At 51.3% G+C, this 16,335-nt stretch carries 15 protein-coding genes and 1 rRNA gene; 14 read left to right on the top strand and 2 right to left on the bottom strand.

Annotated elements, in window-relative coordinates; all coding sequences use genetic code 11:
* The 4 genes from rrf to hemG all read left to right on the top strand — a co-directional run.
* Nucleotides 1-76, top strand: a 5S ribosomal RNA gene (gene rrf, locus Q5741_RS21745); the annotation flags it as partial.
* Between the two features lie 314 nt (nt 77-390).
* Nucleotides 391-975, top strand: a complete 585-nt coding sequence (locus tag Q5741_RS18130) for a biliverdin-producing heme oxygenase (protein ID WP_305025526.1) — start codon at nt 391-393, stop codon at nt 973-975.
* A gap of 57 nt (nt 976-1,032) precedes the next feature.
* Entirely contained in the window at nt 1,033-3,573 is a 2,541-nt protein-coding gene (locus tag Q5741_RS18125; protein ID WP_305025525.1) for a diguanylate cyclase domain-containing protein, read from the top strand.
* Nucleotides 3,574-3,751: 178 nt separating this feature from the next.
* On the top strand, nt 3,752-5,146 hold the full coding sequence (gene hemG, locus Q5741_RS18120; RefSeq protein WP_305025524.1) for a protoporphyrinogen oxidase: 1,395 nt from the start codon (nt 3,752-3,754) through the stop codon (nt 5,144-5,146).
* Nucleotides 5,147-5,225: 79 nt separating this feature from the next.
* On the opposite strand, the gene Q5741_RS18115 is transcribed toward hemG, so the two are convergent.
* Nucleotides 5,226-5,648 (bottom strand): MarR family winged helix-turn-helix transcriptional regulator, encoded by a 423-nt coding sequence (locus Q5741_RS18115; protein WP_305025523.1) that lies wholly within the window; start codon nt 5,646-5,648, stop codon nt 5,226-5,228.
* Nucleotides 5,649-5,758: 110 nt separating this feature from the next.
* Here Q5741_RS18115 and Q5741_RS18110 point away from each other — a divergent pair, with 110 nt between their 5' ends.
* Both Q5741_RS18110 and Q5741_RS18105 read left to right on the top strand, forming a co-directional pair.
* Nucleotides 5,759-6,250, top strand: coding sequence for a CidA/LrgA family holin-like protein (locus tag Q5741_RS18110; protein WP_305025522.1), 492 nt, complete (start codon nt 5,759-5,761; stop codon nt 6,248-6,250).
* Nucleotides 6,220-6,912: an LrgB family protein gene (locus Q5741_RS18105; RefSeq protein ID WP_305025521.1), complete on the top strand. Its 693-nt coding sequence runs from the start codon at nt 6,220-6,222 to the stop codon at nt 6,910-6,912. The genes Q5741_RS18110 and Q5741_RS18105 overlap by 31 nt, the downstream gene beginning before the upstream one ends.
* A 159-nt stretch (nt 6,913-7,071) precedes the next feature.
* Here the strand turns inward: Q5741_RS18105 and Q5741_RS18100 are convergent, their stop codons facing one another.
* The gene (locus Q5741_RS18100; RefSeq protein ID WP_305025520.1) at nt 7,072-7,764 is read right to left on the bottom strand and encodes a metal-dependent hydrolase; all 693 of its coding nucleotides are present in this window, start codon (nt 7,762-7,764) and stop codon (nt 7,072-7,074) included.
* A 121-nt stretch (nt 7,765-7,885) separates the two neighbouring features.
* Between Q5741_RS18100 and Q5741_RS18095 the strand changes: the two genes are divergently transcribed.
* The 8 genes from Q5741_RS18095 (at nt 7,886) to Q5741_RS18060 (ending at nt 16,186) form a co-directional block, all read left to right on the top strand.
* The gene (locus tag Q5741_RS18095) at nt 7,886-8,701 is read left to right on the top strand and encodes a PaaX family transcriptional regulator C-terminal domain-containing protein (RefSeq protein ID WP_305025519.1); all 816 of its coding nucleotides are present in this window, start codon (nt 7,886-7,888) and stop codon (nt 8,699-8,701) included.
* A 104-nt stretch (nt 8,702-8,805) separates the two neighbouring features.
* Complete coding sequence (locus Q5741_RS18090) at nt 8,806-9,543, top strand: phosphatase PAP2 family protein (RefSeq protein ID WP_305025518.1); 738 nt, start codon at nt 8,806-8,808, stop codon at nt 9,541-9,543.
* Nucleotides 9,544-9,574: 31 nt separating this feature from the next.
* Nucleotides 9,575-10,255, top strand: coding sequence for an HAD family hydrolase (locus tag Q5741_RS18085; protein ID WP_305025536.1), 681 nt, complete (start codon nt 9,575-9,577; stop codon nt 10,253-10,255).
* A gap of 42 nt (nt 10,256-10,297) precedes the next feature.
* Complete coding sequence (locus Q5741_RS18080; protein ID WP_305025517.1) at nt 10,298-11,503, top strand: MFS transporter; 1,206 nt, start codon at nt 10,298-10,300, stop codon at nt 11,501-11,503.
* A gap of 185 nt (nt 11,504-11,688) precedes the next feature.
* Complete coding sequence (locus tag Q5741_RS18075) at nt 11,689-12,741, top strand: glycoside hydrolase family 53 protein (protein WP_305025516.1); 1,053 nt, start codon at nt 11,689-11,691, stop codon at nt 12,739-12,741.
* Between the two features lie 231 nt (nt 12,742-12,972).
* Nucleotides 12,973-13,908 carry a prenyltransferase gene (locus Q5741_RS18070; protein ID WP_305025513.1) on the top strand — a complete coding sequence of 312 codons (936 nt, stop codon included), beginning with the start codon at nt 12,973-12,975 and terminating at the stop codon, nt 13,906-13,908.
* Nucleotides 13,909-14,052: 144 nt separating this feature from the next.
* Entirely contained in the window at nt 14,053-14,640 is a 588-nt protein-coding gene (locus Q5741_RS18065; protein ID WP_305025512.1) for a TetR/AcrR family transcriptional regulator, read from the top strand.
* A 79-nt stretch (nt 14,641-14,719) separates the two neighbouring features.
* Nucleotides 14,720-16,186 (top strand): DHA2 family efflux MFS transporter permease subunit, encoded by a 1,467-nt coding sequence (locus Q5741_RS18060; RefSeq protein ID WP_305025535.1) that lies wholly within the window; start codon nt 14,720-14,722, stop codon nt 16,184-16,186.
* Nucleotides 16,187-16,335: the final 149 nt, after the last annotated feature.

Raw genomic sequence — 16,335 nt, 5'->3', positions numbered from 1 at the left:
GAACACGACCGTTAAGCCCTCCAGCGCCGATGGTACTTGGACCGCAGGGTCCTGGGAGAGTAGGACGTTGCCAAGCATATGAAAACCACTGTTGAGTGATCGACAGTGGTTTTTTGTATATATCCAACCGGCTCAAAGATCATAATTACGGGTAAGTGATCCTATAGTATCGCTTATAATTTATGATTGTATATTTGGAATAATTAATTTAAATTTAAGTAATATGGTTAACAAATCATTATACCCAAAAATTGTATAAGATATATTTATGTACAGCCTATATGAACAGTTGAGACGATACCCGTCTTTGCAGACTGAATTTCATAAAACTTGCGTGTAAATTATTAGTTTGTTACTGTGAAATGATAAGAACATAGGGGGAACACGAAAATGACCACAAGTATAATGGAACGTTTGAGGGATGAGACGGCTCCGTACCATGATCAGGTGGAACGCAACCGGTATGCCAAGGGAATTATGAGTCAGGATATAACCCAGGAAGATTACAGGATCTACCTCGAGAAGTTTCATGGTTTTATGAAGCCGCTGGAGGCAAAGGCTGCCGCTCAGGCGGCCTCAGAGAGCGGAATGGACCTGGACATTCGTGCCAAGACGCCGCTGCTGGAACAGGATTTACGGTACCTGGGGCTAACGGAAGAACAGATTCAACAGCTCCCGGAATGCGGCAGCCTACCGGATATGTCAATACCAGCCCGTCTTTTGGGCTGCTTTTATGTTATGGAAGGGTCCACACTAGGCGGACAGATTATTACCAGACAGCTGATGAAGTTTATGCCTTTGACTGCTGAACAGGGAATTCAATATTTTAACGGCTATGGAGAACAAACCCGTGATCGCTGGGGTGAATTCCGTGAGCTGGTGTTAAGCAAGTGCGTGACTGTGGAAGAAGAAGAAGCCGCCGTTGATGCGGCCAAAGAAACGTTCCGTCTGCTTGACGAGTGGCTGAACGCATAATCGGAGATGCAGCAAAAGTAGATGCATGAACCGAAGAAAACGGGAGGCCAAAGGAACATGTCTGAATCCAAAGGACACCATGAGAATGAACTTCTAAACCGTACTTTGCTGACGGAGGGAGACTACGTAGCCAGAGAAGATGTGGATTTAACCAACTGTGAAAAAGAACCTATTCATATCCCTGGGATGATACAGCCCCATGGTATTTTGCTTGCTGCTACCCTGAATGAAGGGAATACTATCGTGCAGTGCAGCCGGAATACCGATCAGATTCTGGGGATTGCGGCTGAGAAGCTGCTTCATACACCGCTGGCAGATCTGATCGGATCGGCGCAGCTTGCGCAGATGCTTCAAAGGGATCTGACAGCATCTGCTACGGCAGACCTTGAATATGTTGATCTTAAAATAAAGGCTCATGGCCAAGAAGCCGATTTTTTTGGCATCGTCCATGAGAGTGAAGGATTATTGATTCTTGAAATTGAACCGCTGCGGGAAGAACGGGAGATGTCGGACAGCGATTTTGGCTGGATCCGTACTTTCTTTGGCAGACTTAAGCAAACAAGCAGCCGAGTGGAAGCCAGCCAGGCAGCGGCTGAACAGATCAAGGAAATGCTCGGCTACGACCGGGTGATGATCTATGAATTTGATGAACAGTGGAACGGAAAAGTCATCGCTGAAGCCAGGGAAGCGGAACTTGAGCCCTTCCTGGGGCACCATTATCCCGCGTCAGATATCCCCAAACAGGCCCGTGCGCTGTATCTGCGCAACTGGCTGCGCACCATTGTGGATGTGAACTATACACCAGTTGAGATTATTCCCACTACCCAGCCGCTGACAGGTCGTCCCCTGAATCTCAGCTTGTCTGTGCTGCGCAGCGTATCGCCGCTGCATATTGAATATCTGCATAATATGGGCGTGGGTGCAACGACGACCATTTCGCTCATTCATGATAATGAACTATGGGGGTTAATTACCTGCCACCATTATTCTCCGAAGTATGTGCCGCATCGAATCCGGAATCTTTGTAATTTTTTGGGCGCCTTTTTCTCAAGTGAGCTGTATCAGAGACAGCAGCTGGACGACTACCAGGCCGAATTGCAGCTCAAGACGTCAGCATCAAGACTGGCGAGTATTTTTGTAGGGAATCACAGCTCGGTACGCATCCAGTCTCAGCTTCAGGATCAGGAGCAGCTGCTGCTTGATCTCATGAATGCCAGTGGAGCGGTTGTCAGCTACCGGGATAAACTGATGAGATTCGGGGATACCCCGGAAGTACAACAGATTCGCGAGCTGGCTGGCTGGCTGGCACGTAAGTCCAATGACTATAACTACCACACCTCCAAGCTGAGCCTTGAATTCGAGCCAGCCAGAGCCTACAAAGAGAAGGCCTCTGGGGTTCTATACCTTGCGCTGTCGCCTGGGCATAATCATTACATTATGTGGTTCCGGCCTGAAGTTCTGCAGATTGTTGACTGGGCGGGCGATCCTTCCAAGGTCGTCATTCAGGATGATGATGGCGTCCGGCTGTCTCCGCGTAAATCGTTCGAGAAGTGGAGACAAGTCGTTCAATCGACCTCCTACCCATGGAAGGATTATGAGCTGAATGCATTAACCGAGCTGAAGACCATCGTACGTGCCGAGACAGAAGCACAGCTGCAGCAGGTTGAGGAGCAGGCACTGCTGAATGCCCGGATTCTACGGCAAAATGAGCAGCGGTATCTGCAGTTGATGGATATTTCGCCGGTTGCCTTTTTCACGCTGACCAAGGATACGATCGTCTACTGCAATGCCCAGGCGGCTGAGCTCATTGGGGAGAAAGATCCGAAGAATATGATCGGCCGTCCAATCCTGGACTATGTGCAGACAGCGTCGAGAGCAGATATTAAAGAGCAGTTAGACCGAATGAATGGGGAGTTGATGCTGCTCTCCTGCAGCGCAGATTTTGTACTGCCGGATAACCGTACCGTCCAGCTGGAGTTTACGTTGGCATCTGTCATTTACCAGGGAAAGCCGTCCATAATGGCCATCGGTCGTAAGGCAGCCTCTTCGGAAGAGGAGGAAGTATTTACGCACATGACGGACAAGCTGCAGAATTACGTGACCACCGACTCTTTAACGGATATGCCAAACCAGATGGTATTCGAGAGAGAACTGCTGCAGGACTGGAATGCTTGTCTGCTGGAGGAGAAACCGATCTCCCTGTTCATCATTGATATTGATGACTTCCGGCAGTACAACAAAATTCATGGCCTGCAGGGTGGAGATCTCTGTCTGCAGTATGTAGCGGATGTTCTCTACGTCATGGCACAGCAGTATCAAGCTGCAATTACACGCGCCAGCGGTGCCACGTTCATGATGAAGCTGAGCGGCAGTAATGTCGAACAAGCCCTGGCATTGGCCGAGGAAATACGACAGGGCGTGATGGCCCTGCACATTCAGAGGGATCAATCGGTTTCCGACGAAGTGGTTACTGTCAGTGTGGGCGTGACCGTCATTATTCCATCCTCCACGCTGCACCCGGATGATCTGATTGTAAGAGCACGCAAAGCCTTATACGAAGCCAAAAACCAAGGGAAAAACCAAGTGGTTGTACGCTAGGTTTTTGGCTTCGTAAGGTTGAATGAAAGATAGCCCGCTGCGGGCTATCTTTTTTTGCTGATTCGGGCCAGCGGGATCGTTAGCCATCAATCAGTCACAGGAGGTTGTGAAATCATTCGCAACCTTATGATATACTGTGGGTAAATTCTACAAAGAGTACACGATTGGGGTGTAAAGGGTGAAGAAAATAGTTGTAATCGGCGGGGGGATTACCGGCCTGTCGGCTGTATATACACTGCAGAAGTATGCGGCACAAGCAGAGCAGGAGATGGAGCTGACTTTAATTGAAGCGGGTCAGGAGCTCGGCGGCAAAATCCGTACGGTCAAGGACGGGGAATTCATCATGGAGACAGGAGCCGATTCGATTGTTGCCCGCAAGAGTAATGTGGCCCCCCTGCTAGAGGAACTCGGTCTTAACACCGAGGTTGTCTATAATGCCACAGGACGCTCTTTTATCTATACGGAAGAAGGATTGAAGAAAATTCCAGAGGAGTCCCTGTTCGGCATTCCGCTTAGTCTAGAGTCGCTGGCAACGAGTGAGCTGGTATCAGCGGAAGGCAAGGTAGAGGCACTAAAGGATTTCTATACCCCCAATGAGACGTTTACGGAACAGGATTCTCTAGGATCCTTTCTGGAATACTTCCTTGGAGCTGAGCTGGTGCGCAAGCAGATTGAACCCGTGGTCTCCGGTGTCTATTCGGGAGAACTGGATGATCTGACCATTGCCTCCACGTTTCCGTATCTTCTCCAATACAAAAACGAGTACGGCAGCCTGATGAAGGGACTGGGCGAGCATAAACAGAAGTTTTTGAGCGGCGGAAGTAAGAAGTTCATTTCTTTTGATACCGGTATGTCCGAGCTGATCGGCACCATGGAGCGGAAGCTGGAGGGGGTGCGTCTGCGAAAAGGCACCAAGGTTCGTCGGGTAAGACACGGACTGGAAGGATATGAAATTACGACATCCGATGATGAAAAGCTGTATGCCGATTATGTGGTCCTGGCTGTACCGCATCAGGCCGCACAGGCCATGCTGCAGCATGCAGCCCTCGACAAGGACTTCGATCGGTTGTCTAACCGTTCCCTGATCAGTATCTATGCGGCATTCGACGTGCCGGACGAGCAGCTTCCTGAGGACGGAACGGGCTTTATTGTCGGCAAAGACAGTGACTTGAAGTGCAATGCCTGTACCTGGACGAGCCGCAAATGGGCACACACGTCAGCGAATAATCGGCTGCTGGTGCGTCTTTTCTATAAAAGCTCCGGGGCACATTATGAAGAGCTGGTACGAATGGACGAAAACCAGCTGCTGGACGTTGCCCTCGACGATGTTCGCCGGAGCCTGGGGATCACGGCAAAGCCGGTTATGCACAATGTGACCAAGTGGATGGACAGCATGCCAAATTATCATCTGCAGCATCCGCAGCTGGTGAAATCGCTGGAGCGGACGATGGAGGAACAATTCCCGAAGGTGCTGCTGGCAGGCTGCTCCTACTATGGCGTCGGCATTCCGGATTGCATCGCGGATGGAGAGCGGGCTGCGAAGCGCATTCTTGAAGAAACTTCGATTCAATAACGAAAACCTGTCTGCCTCACCGCAATACCAAAGCATAAAAGGCATGGAGACCCGCGTCGGACGTCTCCATGCCTTTTAATTATGGAAATAGCGAGCCGCTTAACCGGCTCAGCAGGCGGGCAAATACTTCGCGCTCCTCTGGTGTCCATTCAGCCAGCATTTCCTGATACCGCCGGATTCGCTTGCGTTGATCGGAGAATAACATATCACGTCCTGCAGGACTGATCTGCAGCAGGCTGGCCCGCCGGTCGTCCGGATCCGGTGTCCGCTCGATCCAGCCCCTGGATTCAAGTAGAGCCGTCTGCCGGCTCAAGGTGGAGATATCCAGCTTAAATTCATCGGCCAGCGTACGGATCCGTGCAGGTCCGTATTCTTCCAGCTGTCTCAGCAGCAGATAGGGAGCACGCTCCAGGCTGCCAATACGTTTGTCCGAGCTGTCCATGGAGACGGCACGGCGGATAAAGGTGGTCAGCTCATATTCAATGTTCTCGATTATATCCATGTCTTCTCCTCCTGAATCCATACTGGAAGCCGTACTGCGCTTGACTTTACAGCACATGGATGTATAATACAAACAGCTTTTCATTTAATTGTACTATACAAGTATATGACATGGAATGGCATCTGGCATCATGGAATTTGACCATATCGAATGCTGGCTCGTTACAGGGAGGAAGTGTTACCTTTATTATGCTGCTAAAATGGCTGCGCACTGCGTTTCAAATCGCTATTCTGTATCTCTTTGCCTGGGTAGGGACCTTGCTGCAGGACTGGCTTGACCTGCCGATACCTGGAAGTATCATCGGGCTGCTGCTTCTGCTGGCAGGACTGTCATGCAGGCTGGTGAAGGTTAGCTGGATTGGGCAGGGAGCAGGCTTTCTGCTGGGAATGCTGCCGCTGTTCTTCATCCCGGCTACAGTAGGAGTTATGAATTATTCCTCGTTACTGTCCGTAACCGGCGCTATTCTGCTCTTCATTTTGATTCTCAGCACGGTAATTACACTAACTACCGCCGGTCATGCCAGCCAGTGGCTGGAGAACCGCAGTCTCAAACGAAAGAAGGAAGAACAACCGTGTGGCAATTCATCATCGCCGTCCTTATAATTGGGCTGACGGTTTTCGCTTATCTGGGGGCTGTTCAGCTGTACCGCCGATACTCGGTTCCTTTCCTGATGCCCATTCTGACGACCAGCGTTGCTATTATCGTTGTGCTGGTGCTGTTCCATGTTCCGTATTCGGATTATATGATCGGAGGCAAATGGATTAACGCCTTGCTGGGACCGTGTGTCGTTGCCTTGGCTTATCCGCTGTACAACCAGCGAAAGGCGCTGCGTGAGTATGCGCTGCCGATTGCGGCTGGGGTTCTCTCCGGTCTGATTATGGGGATGCTCAGCGGTGTTCTGCTCGCGAAGCTGGCAGGGCTGGACCGTAATCTGATTCTTTCCATTCTGCCCAAGTCCATTACGACCCCGGTAGCCATCCAAATCTCGGCAGGCCTAGGCGGGGTATCCGCGATGACGGTCGTCTTCGTGATGGTGGCCGGTTTCACGGGTGCGATTCTGGGCCCGTCTATTCTGCGGATGATGCGGATCGACAGCCTGCTCGGCAAAGGCATCGCGCTTGGCAGCGCCTCACATGCGCTCGGTTTGTCCAAAGCTGTTGAATTTGGTGAACTGACTGTATCGATGGGCTCTGTATCCATGACAATGAGCGCTATTCTGGGTTCAGTGATCGGCCCGGTTGTCGTATGGCTGCTGCAGCTGTGATTAGTCAACAGGCAAAAAAAGGGTACTCCTGCCGGATGCGGCAGAGGTACCCTTTTGATTATAGGCGGTTTCCGGATAAAAAGCCCTGAACCGAGTTATCCTCAAGACAGAGACAGAGACAGAGACAGAGTCAGGAAGAAGCAGGGGCAAAAACAAACTTTACAGCTCGAGTGTATCTCCAAGCTCCAGCTTCCGGCCCTTCAGTCCCTTGCTTTCCAGCTGCTGAACGAAGCGGTCGCCATCCTGATGGATCACCGGGAAGGAATTGTAGTGCACCGGCACCGTCAGCTTCGCATTGAACCATTCTGCGGCCTGGAGCGCATCTTCAGGTCCCATCGTGAAATGGTCGCCAATCGGTACGAAAGCCACATCGATCAAATGACGTTCACCTATCAGCTTCATATCGCCGAACAGCCCGGTATCGCCGGCATGAAGAATGGTTTTACCATCCATTTCAATGATATAACCCGCCGGCATACCGCCGTAGTGGATCACCTGTTTCTCTTCATCAATAATCCCGGAGCTGTGGAAGGCCTGGATCATCTTCACTTTGGCAAATCCCAGATCGAACGTACCGCCAATATTCATACCTACGGTATTCTCGGCACCCTGCCAGGTCAGGTAAGCGGCTAATTCCGGGTTAGCTACAATCGGTACCTGATTGGCCTTGGCGATCGGTACGGCATCCAGGATATGATCGGCATGAGCATGAGTCAGCAGAACAGCGTCCGTACGAATATCTTCAACCTTTGTCTTGGACTGCGGGTTTCCGCTAATAAAAGGGTCAATGATCAGAGAGTGATCACCGCTGATCAATTGAATGGTGGAATGACTATGATAAATAATTTGCATGCCTGAGAACTCCTCCTTAAAATAGAGTAGATCGTTTATTTTTTATACCAACTAATCATACGAACGTACAAAAATAAAATATATTATACACAAGCTAATGTCAAGCAGGGGGTTAACCGTTGTGTTATCAGTCGAGAAACAGATGCTGTTCCTGTTGTCCTGCGTAAAATCGATGCAGACCCGTGAACTGCTGACCATTTACGAGAAACGGGGTTATGCCCCTACTTATCTACGAAATACCCTGTCCAGGCTGAAGAAAGAAGGTTTTGTGGACTCGCCCTCACGTTCGGTCTATTGCATCACGGAGCAGGGGCGGTCCTTCATAACCCTCGTTAACGACAAGCCGCGCCGGTATGGACAGCAATGGGATGAGCAGTGGCATGTCGTGCTGCTGAGCGTGCCTGAGCAGGAGCGCAGGAAGCGGGATTTGTTCCGCAATGAAATTCAGCAGTACGGTTTTGGCATCCTTTATAACGGTGTCTATATCAGTCCGTGGGATCGGCGGAAGGAGGTCAGCGAATGTGTGGACAAACTTGAACTCTCAGGTTATGTTAGCTATTTGCAGGGTACGATGGAACTGGGCCGGGTTACGCCTGGGCAGGCGGAACGAATCTGGGAGCTGGATCAGCTGGATGTTGTCTATCGCGCTTCGGAGCAGTGGTATCAGCATCACTTCCTGCCGCAGTTCCAGAACATGATGCAGCTGGACAAGGCTCCGGCTGCCGACATGTTCATGCTGTATCTGCAGCTGGGTGAGGTTGTCAGCGACTTGTTTCTCAAGGACCCTATGCTGCCAGACAAGCTGCTGCCTAAAGAATGGAACCGCAACCAGGAACTCCTGGCGAAGATGATGGACAGCCATGCCGAGCTGATTCAAGCGGTCCCGGCGGATTCAATATATGCTCCGTTCTTTGTAGGACGTGCTCGGGCTCGATGATTTCATTGAATTGAAAAGCTATCGATTGAACACTCCCGATCAAGGGTAGACATTAAAAGAACCCGAATACAACCCGTAAATTGAACCCGGAGGTAGACAGCAGCATGAAAAATACTTCGAATGCTCCAGATTCAAAGGACCCACAGAGCATGCAGCATAAAGTGAAGTTAACGATCTCGTCAGCATTAGCTGCTTGTATTCTGTGCGCCGCAGGCTTTGGCCTCATCGCCTTATGGGTGAGCGACTCCAGAATCCACAATTTTGATATGACCGTGATTCGCTGGGTGAGCTTCCTGGATTCCCCGACATCGACAGCGGTCATGAAATTCTTTACGTTCATCGGCGGTGGTCTGCCCGTCGTGCTGATCACCATTCTGGCCATGAGCTTCCTCTATGTGTTCCTGCGTCACCGCAAGGAGCTCATATTCATGGGAGCTGTAGTCATCGGCTCACTTCTGCTGAACCTGATTCTAAAAGCTATATTCGAGCGGGCGCGTCCAACGATTAACCGTATGGTAGAAGCCGGCGGCTACAGCTTTCCCAGCGGCCATTCTATGGCAGCCTTCAGTCTGTATGGGGCGCTTATCTTTCTGGTATGGAAGCATGTACCTTCCCGTCTGGGACGGATGGGGGTCATTCTGGCGGGGGCCCTGTTTATCCTGATGATCGGGATCAGCCGAATTTATCTGGGGGTCCATTATCCGAGCGATGTGCTGGGCGGTTATTTTGTGAGCGGATGCTGGCTGGCTTTCACCATCTGGACGTATCAGCGTATGATGAAGCGCCGCAGACGGCGTCATTCCGGGCATGAAGATGGAAGACGATTAAGACAAACCATGTAGAAATAGAATGAAAAGGGAGATTAGGAGTATGATTAAAGCAGTTGTTTTTGATTTCGATGGACTGATTCTGGATACGGAGACAGCCTGGTTCAGAGCCTTTAGCCAGGTGCTGCTGGAATATAACATGGAGCTGGGGATGGACGTGTTCAGCCAGGGGATTGGGACTCATGGCTCTACGCTTCAGGATCATATCGAGTCCGTGCTGGAGCAGCCTGGCATTTATCGCGAAATTGCACAGAAAGCCTATGAGATACATAAGACTGAAGTCGCCGAGCTGCAGGAACGGGAAGGCGTCCGCGAATATCTGGAATCGGCCCGGCAGCAAGGCCTGAAGATCGGATTGGCCACCAGTTCAAACCGGGAATGGATTGAGCGCTTCCTGCAGCGTCTGGGACTGCTTGATTATTTTGAACAAATCAGAACCAGTGACGATGTAGAGCTTGTGAAGCCGGACCCGGAGCTGTACGTCCAGGTTGTTGCTGCTCTCGGAGTAGAACCGCATGAGGCGCTGGCTTTCGAGGATTCCCTGAATGGTCTCAAAGCAGCCAAGGCAGCCGGTCTGTCCTGTGTTATCGTACCGAATCCGGTCACAGCAAATCTGGCATTCGAGCATTACGATCTGCGTCTGCAGTCCATGCTGGATCAGCCTCTTGAACAGCTGATCGGGCAGCTGAATGATAGTCTGGCCGGACAGATCCAACCGCAAGAGTAACACGATCAAGTTTTAAATGCTGAATAAGGAGCGGGGAAGGGAATGAAACAGTTTACCTGGGCATCGTATGCCTTGTATTTACTGGCAGGGTTGGTCATTACAACGATTGGTTCTGTCATGCCGCAGCTGCTGGAGCACTATAACAGGAGCTACACGGACGGTGGTCAGCTCGTATTCGCGGGATCAGTGGGTTTTATGGCAGGTGTTCCGATCTCGGCATACATACTGAAGAAATTCGGAGAAAAGGTGACGCTCAGTGCGGCCTGTATCGTGATCGCGCTGTCCCAGTTTGCGATGCTGGCCCTGCCGCCATTCGGCTGGGTGACGGCCATTAATCTGCTGAACAGTATCGGGGCTTCTTCACTGGAAGTGGTGGTTGCCTCACTGATGATGGAGATGTTCATTGGCCGCCGTGCCGTGGTCATGAGCTACCTGGAGGTATCATTCGGTCTGGGAGCCTTGCTTATGCCATTTGTTGCGAGCTTCTTCATCAAGCAGGGATCATGGCAATCTTCCTTATGGGTTACAGGGATACTAGCTGCCGTACTCGCTGTCGTATGGATGAGGCTGCAGTATCGGAAGGAAGAGACAGATATCACGGAAGGGACAGATGCGGCCGAAGCAGCACCGCCGGCAGAGCTGTCCCGGCGAAGCAAGGGATGGCTGCTGACCCTGTTCCTGCTGATGATTTTTCTGTACTGCGGGATTGAGGGGAGTCTGAACAATTTCCTTTCTTCCATTTTCGTATCGTATTTCCATGCAGCGCCTTCCAGTGCTTCGATCAGTATCGGGCTTTTCTGGGTAGCTATGGTCATTGGCCGTCTGGCCACAGGCTGGATCATCCGCCGGATCAATTACAGCCGTTTTCTGATGGGCAGCATGCTGCTGACGCTGGTTGCTGTCGCTGCACTGCTCCTGCTGGATGTCGAGGCTGCCGGCTATATTTTTGTGACGATGCTTGGACTGACGCTGTCCGGGGTTTATTCAATCACGATGGTCTATGCCAATCACTCGCTGCCGGGCATGGCCCGGCTGGTAACGGTCCTGATCACAGGCTGTGCGGGATTCGGCGGGGCTCTGTTCCCCGCACTGCTGGGTTATGTGCTGGACCATGCGGAGCCGGCCGCATCCCTGTGGCTAATCGGCAGTTATGCGGCCGGGTTTATCGTGCTGCTGCTCGGTGTCATGGCAGGCTACCGCCATTGGAGCCGCCAGGCTGGGGCGGGGCAGGCCTCGGCCGGATTGTAGTGGAATTGTTTCTTGCAACCTGGGCGCATTGGGCGCTCAGGTTTTTTTGCGCCGAGCATCTGTAGGGGAGGGAACATAACCTTGGCAAAAGCGCAGAAAACTTAACATTATATCCTGTATCCTTATGAAGTAAACGCTTACAATAAAAAAGCTTCAAATTTCTTCTAAGGAGGATGTTGAATCATATGATCCGAGGTTCAAGGAAGTGGATATCCATGCTCGCTGCCAGTCTGTCTCTGCTTGCGCTGATTATAGTTCCCTTCGGCAGCTGGAAAGCAGAAGCTGCACCTGCATTCGCCAAAGGAGCGGACATCAGCTGGATGGCGGGGATGGAAGCCCAAGGTTACAGCTGGAAGGACAAAAACGGGGTGAAGCGGGACCTTTTGCAGATTCTGAAGAACGATTATCAGATCAACTCGGTCCGTATCCGTGTATGGGTGAATCCGAATATGAGTGATTACCAGAATGGTTATCTGAATGCAGAGAAGGCTTCTGAGCTGGCACAGCGTGCCAAAAACCTGGGTATGAGTGTGATGCTGACCCTGCATTACAGCGATTCCTGGGCCGATCCGGGTCAGCAGACCAAGCCTTACGCATGGCGCGGCTTCACCTTCCAGCAGCTGCTGGATTCGGTCTACAGCCATACTGTTTATGTGATAAACACGATGAAGATCAAGGGGGTAACCCCGGATTGGGTGCAGATCGGTAACGAGACGAATAATGGTATGCTGTGGGAAGAGGGTAAGGCTTCGGTTAGCATGAAGAATTACGCACAGATTGTAACGACCGGGCATAACGCCGTAAAATCAGTCAGCAGCTCGACCCAGACCATCGTTCACCTCGCCAACGGCTATGACAGCGAGGTGTTCAAGTGGAACATCGGCGGTCTGGTCAGCAATGGAGCCAAATTTGACATTGTAGGCATGTCGCTGTATCCAACTGCTTCAGACTGGTCAACCAAAGTGACCCAGACAGTCAGCAATGCCCAGAATATGATATCTTCGTATGGCAAAGGCGTTATGATCTCCGAAATTGGATTGGATTACAGCCAGCCTGCTGCGGCCAAATCCTTCATCTCGGACATCAAGAACAAAGTACGCAGTCTCCCGAACGGTAAGGGGCTTGGCGTATTCTATTGGGAGCCTGAGGCGGCACCGGGCTATAATGGCGGTTACAACAAGGGAGCCTGGCAGGCTGACGGCAAACCGACGATAGCGCTTGAGGGATTCCTGAATTAACGGAAAGAACAGAATAAATGCAAAGCCTGAGCCTCTTTTACAAGGGAGCCTCAGGCTTTTTACTAGTTCAGGGAACATGAGGCCCATCCTTGAAGAAAAGCTGCCGATTGTACAACAGTCCCGGCAGGGGCTGGTTGAAGTGCATGCATTGTGTTTAATTCCGTATATATCCTGTTTATGAGGAAAAACTAGGCATACTATTAATGCTGTACATAGAAAGGTGGATAGCCCATGAACATGCTGAAGCAATTCAAGCAGGCATCACGGATGCATTTTCTCCCCATGATGCTGATCTGTATTGTGCTGGGCGCGCTGGCGGCTTATCTTTGGGATGGCGAATTCCATGTGCTGCCCTTCCTGATTACACTGATCGGGTCAGGGGCGGCTCACTTGTTCTCCACCATGTATAACGATATTGTCGATTATCGCAGCGGCGTCGATCCTGCCGCATTTGCCTCGGAAGAATCGTTATCCACTGATTCCGGCTATCTGACCCAGGGAATCTGGAGCCTGCGTCAATTTGCCGCGGTTTGCTGGTCCATGCTGGGCATTGCTGTCCTTTGCTGTGTGTATCTCGCTTTCTACGCCGGCTGGTGGGCACTGGGGCTTGGTCTGATCGGCGTGGGGCTGGCTTATTTCTATGTCGGGGCCCCTGTACGGTTCGGCTATTGGGGCCGAGGAACCAGCGAAGCTGCTCATGTCATCGCTTTTGGCATTTTACCTGTGATGGGCGCATATTATGTACAGACGTCTCATTTTGATTCCCGGCTGCTGCTGCTCTCTCTGCCGATGGGATTGCTGACGACGCTGACCTTCTTTAATCATCATTTTCTGCATTGGAGAACCGACCGGCAGGCCGGCAAATATACGCTTGTTGTCATGTGGGGAGAAAGCAAATCATTCCGCCTCTCCCCGATGCTGCTGGGGTTAGCCTGCCTCAGTATAGCGCTCTGCGTATGGCAGGGGATCCTGCCGATCTATGCCATTGCAGCTTTGGCGGCGGCCTGGCCGGTGTGGCGGATGTACGGACGAATGTATGGCCCGATGAGATTGGGACGCAGCCTGCAGACCTATCAGTCTCTGATGGGCTTATCCTTGGATGCTACACTGCGCATCGGCATGATTATGATCGCGGCGATGGGAATTCAGGGACTCCTGCTCCATTAAGCTGAATATAAGAATCCGCTGGTTTCCGGCGGCTTTTTTTATGTGAAAATATGGCAGCCTTAATTCAGAAAACAGTTGACTTACGCTTCAAATTTGTGATAAAAATATCTAGACCAGTTGTTATAATGAGAAAGGGAGGAGTCTATGCCAGAAAAGCCGAATTCACGGGGTCAGATCGTGGAGACGGCGGCCAAACTATTCTTCACCCAGGGATATCACGGAACAGGTTTGAATCAGATTATCAAGGAAAGTCACTCTCCTAAGGGATCGCTGTATTATTATTTTCCTGACGGCAAAGAGGAGTTGGCGGTGGAATGCATACATTGTGCCAGCCAATCCGTGATTGAAAAGATCAGAACCTGTGTCAGCGAGTCCGCCAATACCGTGGAGGGCCTTCAACTGTTCATTGAGGGGATGGTGGAAGAATCACGCAGCTCACAATACAGGGGGTTTATGCCATTCAGCTTCTGGATGGCTGCGGAGACGTCCTGTATCAGTGACACTATGAGAAAAGCGTGCCAAAGCGCCTTCACCGAATGGCAGGACGTCATTGCCGAGCATCTGCGCGAAGAACAAATGAGTGCGGAGAGAGCCGATGAGACGGCTTCAATCTTCATTGCTATGCTGGAGGGAGCCCTGATTCTCACACTGACCAACCGGGATCCGAAGCCGCTTGAGACGGCAATCAAATACGTCCCGTATCTGGTAAAGAATTGTCCGTCGTTGTCTTAGTTACTCAAAGCCAAATAGGCTGAACAACTACAAACAGAGAGTTATAAATGATTGGGAGGATGGAACCTTGGAAGCAACCATGCAACAAACCAAGCCCCTCGAGGGCAAAAATTTCAGGCCGATGCCGATTCTGATCGCACTGCTGCTCAGCGGCTTTATCGGTATGTTCAGTGAGACGGCACTTAATGTGGCGCTCAGTGATCTGATCAACCTGCTGCATATTACACCGGCAACGGCGCAGTGGCTGACGACAGCCTATCTGCTGACACTGGGTATTCTTGTGCCGGTATCCGGCATGCTGCTGCAGTGCTTTACGACCCGCCAGCTGTTTATAGCTGCGGTAAGTTTCTCTATTGTCGGTACGTTTATTGCGGCTATTGCGCCGAACTTTGAACTTCTGCTCATCGCGCGTGTCGTTCAGGCGATAGGCACAGGTCTGCTGCTGCCGCTGATGTTTAACACGATTCTTGTCATTTTCCCGCCGGAGAAACGCGGCGCCGCTATGGGCGTCATCGGTCTCGTGATCATGGTAGCACCTGCTGTGGGCCCAACCATAGCGGGACTTCTGATTCAGAACCTGAGCTGGCACTGGATTTTCTGGCTGTCACTCCCGTTTTTGCTGATCAGTCTGATCTTCGGTATTGTATCGATGCAGAATATCGGGGAGCCGACGCGCCCGCGCTTTGACCTGCTGTCAATCCTGCTGTCTACGCTTGGCTTTGGCGGGATCGTTTTCGGCTTCAGCAGTGCAGGTGAAGGTGAAGGAGGCTGGACCAGCGAACGCGTTATTATTTCCCTGATCGTAGGGGTTGTAGCTTTGATCGCCTTTGCCATTCGTCAGTTGACCATGAAGCAGCCGATGATGAATCTGCGTGCGTTCCGTTATCCGATGTTTACAGTAGGTACGATGCTTGTCCTTGTCTGCATGATGGTTATTCTGTCCTCCATGCTGATTCTGCCGCTGTATCTGCAGCAGGGAATGGGCAAAACCGCCTTCCAGGCAGGCTTGCTGCTGCTGCCAGGCGGCATTATCAACGGGATTATGTCTCCGATTATGGGACGCCTGTTCGATAAGTTCGGTCCCAAATGGCTCGTTATTCCCGGTCTGATCATTATCGGAGTCATTCTGTGGTTCTTCTCCAGCATCAGTCTGACAACAACGGTCGCGGTGATTATCGTCCTCCACACCTGCCTGATGATCGGTGTATCCATGGTGTTCATGCCGGGTCAGACGAATGGTCTGAATCAGCTTCCGCCGGAATACTACCCGCACGGTACGGCAATTATGAATACCCTGCAGCAGGTGGCCGGTGCGATTGGTACGGCTGTTGCGGTAAGTATCCTGTCTTCGGGTACGAAGCAGTATTATATCGACAATCAGATCAACCCTGCCGATCTGACGAAAGCTCCTCTGGCTATGACGCAGGGGGTACAGCATGCCTTCATTTTCGGTGTCATTATCGCGGTTGTCGGCCTGGTGCTCGCCCTGTTCATCAAACGTGTAAGAACAAGCGGTGCGGAAGCTGGCCAGCGAGCTCCACATTGATACCAAAGGCTTAGTTTCAAATGATATGAAGGGCTCTTTCCTCGGAAAGAGCCTTTTTTGATGCCTGAAGTTGGGACAACGGTTGGATTTACGGCCCTATGGCATGTGCTATACTACTACGGACGCCAGGCACTACACCATCCGATATG

The sequence above is a fragment of the Paenibacillus lacisoli genome (assembly GCF_030580655.1).
GTDB lineage: Bacteria > Bacillota > Bacilli > Paenibacillales > Paenibacillaceae > Paenibacillus > Paenibacillus lacisoli.
The sequence above is the reverse complement of the archived record's forward strand: the minus strand, read 5'-3'. Positions and strand labels throughout refer to the sequence as shown.